At 39.9% G+C, this 3,060-nt stretch carries 3 protein-coding genes; all 3 read right to left on the bottom strand.

The annotated features are described in order from the left end of the window. Window positions 1–1,175, bottom strand: a 1,175-nt coding sequence (locus tag AC1DUA_RS31480; RefSeq protein ID WP_477503491.1) for a hypothetical protein, incomplete at its 3' end; no start/stop codon positions are given. 189 nt (window positions 1,176–1,364) lie between these two features. Continuing rightward, window positions 1,365–2,129, bottom strand: a complete 765-nt coding sequence (locus AC1DUA_RS31475; RefSeq protein WP_477503490.1) for a peptidoglycan recognition protein family protein — start codon at window positions 2,127–2,129, stop codon at window positions 1,365–1,367. Window position 2,130: 1 nt separating this feature from the next. Beyond that, complete coding sequence (locus AC1DUA_RS31470; RefSeq protein WP_477503489.1) at window positions 2,131–2,937, bottom strand: hypothetical protein; 807 nt, start codon at window positions 2,935–2,937, stop codon at window positions 2,131–2,133. Between the last annotated feature and the right edge of the window lie 123 nt (window positions 2,938–3,060).

The following is a 3,060-nucleotide window of genomic DNA, read 5'->3' as shown; positions in this document are numbered from 1 at the left end:
ACATCAATAGGACCTCCGACAGTTTCGGTTTGGATAGTCATTTTTCTCTTGATTGATGTCAGGTTAATAAGTGCTTCTGCCATTGCAGCTAACTCTTCTTTTGGAAAGGCTGCCACCGTTTCAGTAATCGGGTTGAGAAATTTTTCAATCTTTAACTGGTTGAAATCTTCTTTAAAGACATCATAAAGTTCACTACCCTTTTCAGTCAACTCATTTTTTTGATCATCCGTCATGACAATACCAAGAGAATCCTCCACTACTTTCTGATAATAATTTACAACTGTTTTAATAACTTTGTGAATTTCATCGTTTATTAATGGATCTACCCCTGTCATAAACGAATGAACCATTTCTTGTTGAGCGAATGGTACCACTGCAGCTGTAGCATTGCTATCGTTATTATCATCCGAGATATGAACTTTATCTTTCAACTTATATTTCAAAGTATTATTGTATATTCCTTCAACAGAGAATGAATACAAAGATGGAAAAATATCTTCTTCACCAAATCCCGAAATAACAATTCCCGATTCAATTGACGTGAAAAGGTCTTTTGATGTTAAAAAGGCAGCAATATTGTACAAAAGTTCTTTGGTTTGTTGATCAATGTCTATATTAACATTTTCCTGAATAAGCTTGTCTATTATTTGCGCTTTATTGGTTGCGAACCATAATAAGTAAGTATCGTTGAAGTCATTGATATAAGGAACGCGGCTAAGCATTCTCTGGTAATAATCAGCTTCTGCATAAAGTAAATTTCTAACTTCATTTTCACCAGGAGTTATTGTGAAATTTTCTTTAACCAAAAGATTGTTAATTGTTTGCAGTAAATTAAGAAAAAAATCTCGAAAGATAGTTGCAATTGTATCGTTCTCAGAACTTACTCTATAAAAGCGCTTGTCAGATAGCAAAAACTCGAAAAAGTTTTCACAATATTTTCCCAATTCATCAAAATGAGTATCACCTAATTTTTTCCTATACATTTTTATAATTGTTTCCCACGGCGTTCCCATAAAATTTGCGTTACCATAAATCATGATTCCAACAGGATGTTTTTTTGATAACGAAAATAATTTGTCAGCTGAATTAAACACTTTTGTATTACCTACTGTTACAGCACTATCCGCAGCAAGAGCAACACCGGTTTTGTTTAAAATTCCAATTTCTGCAGTCATAGAGACCTCACCCACTCAAAGTTATATTTTTCCACTAGAGTATTCGATAAATTCCAACATTTCCCTCCTTTTCAAAATACAAAAACATGATTATTAATAGTCCTTTGGAATCAACATATGAGTGGCGTAAAAATTCCATAAAAAGACCATCACTCCATTACTGAAATGATGGCCAGGCTAGGATACAATTTATAAAAGTCCTTTGCGATGAATCACTGTAATCAACCGATAGAAGTCATAACTTGCTCCATCTGGAGAATCTACCAGTCCCGCCTTCACTGCAGCTGCTGTCGCTTCCTTTGCCCACTCTGGGGATGGCATACTATTCTTTGCTTTCAGTTCTTCGATTTCTTTCTTCATTGCTTCCAGTTCTTCTCTCATCGCCGCTTCCTCCAAACATTCGTTATATTCGTTTACTACATCAACAATAAAATCTTGAAAAGACTTACCCATAAGCGTAAAAGCATTCATGGGGTYTACCTTGCGCGCTGGATCTAGGATGAAGTGACCTGTTACATGAATCGTCGGATCAAGTCCGAACTTCCAGCAACTGTATGCTAATACCCAAATGTATCGTTTGTACGCCTCAACTCCGTCGATGTTCCCGCCATAGCATAGTTCTATGCCTCCTGCCGCATCGTTTGCATTTACACCAAACATCGCATTGTCAGTGCTTACGTTGTACACAACATGCCAAGCTTTCTCTGGCGTACCTGTCAAGAAAGGAATGCATTCAATGATTTCTTTATCATCTACAAAGATTTGAGCGCTTGCCTCCATCGCGTTCCTGCTGTTTTCATAATAATATACGTTACCAGCAGCTTTGCTTCCGGGATTGCCTGTATCGTGCGCGACCATGAAGCGAATTGGGTCAGCAAGGAGGTTCGGTCGCCGTAAACTCGGCGCTGTCAGGTACCGCGGAATAATTTCATATTTCATCAAGAATCCAGACATCTTACTTCGCCTCCGGTTCCTCAGGATGTGCAAGCGGGTCCTGCTTTTTCAATAAGTCATGAATCTTCAGATACCGGATAGCAGCTTCTTTGCCAATATCATTTGGGTGTTTTTCGATGTAACCTATGTAATCATTGAGCTCTGCGTTGACTGCACGAACCTGCATCATGATCTCTGATCGTGTCATGGATTCAATGTCCGTCGATACAATTGTCTCAGCTGCTTTTGGATCTGCGGATCCAGGCATAACATAAACCTGTTGCTTTTGCGCTTCACGGTCAATGCTGCCTTCAATGTGTTGGTAGATCATCGTCGCTATCATCTGTGTTCCAAGGTTGATAAGCGGCATCCATTGATCGATTGTCGCGTCCACCTGCAGGTTTCCATTCACGTATAGGATGAACGTCGCTATGTTGATAAATGTCACCAGTAGATAAGCTTGGAACTTCGTCTTTCCTAGTTTCTTTAGATATTCTTTCATCGATTTCATCCCCTTGGATAAATTTAAGTTTATGGTAAACGGGTACGCCTTTGTCTTTGGTGCAGAACGGGCAAAAATGTGGGTTAAAGATTCGAAGAACCCTTTGCGCCTGGCTGCTGAGTTTTGTAAAGCTATCAAGTTTGCATCCCATTGGACACCCGCCTTTCTTGCCATGGCCTCAAGCAACTCCGTCCAGTACACATCACGGTCATGGAGCTGTTGGTTCCTCAGCCTTTTCCGTAACAGGAGCAGCACCGTGATCATGAACCCGAGACCGAAGCCATCCTTCAACAGTTTCTGCACCAGTTCCATTGTCAGATCGAACATCGCTGTAAACCTCCCGAGGATCGTAGAGAAGTTGGTGGGCTACATCCTCACCAAGCAAATTATTTATAGCTTTATAAGCGTCACTATGAACGCACGGATAAAGCGGAACGATTTCAATCATCT

The sequence above is a fragment of the Paenibacillus sp. 01T422 genome, assembly GCF_056398785.1.
The sequence above is the reverse complement of the archived record's forward strand: the minus strand, read 5'-3'. Positions and strand labels throughout refer to the sequence as shown.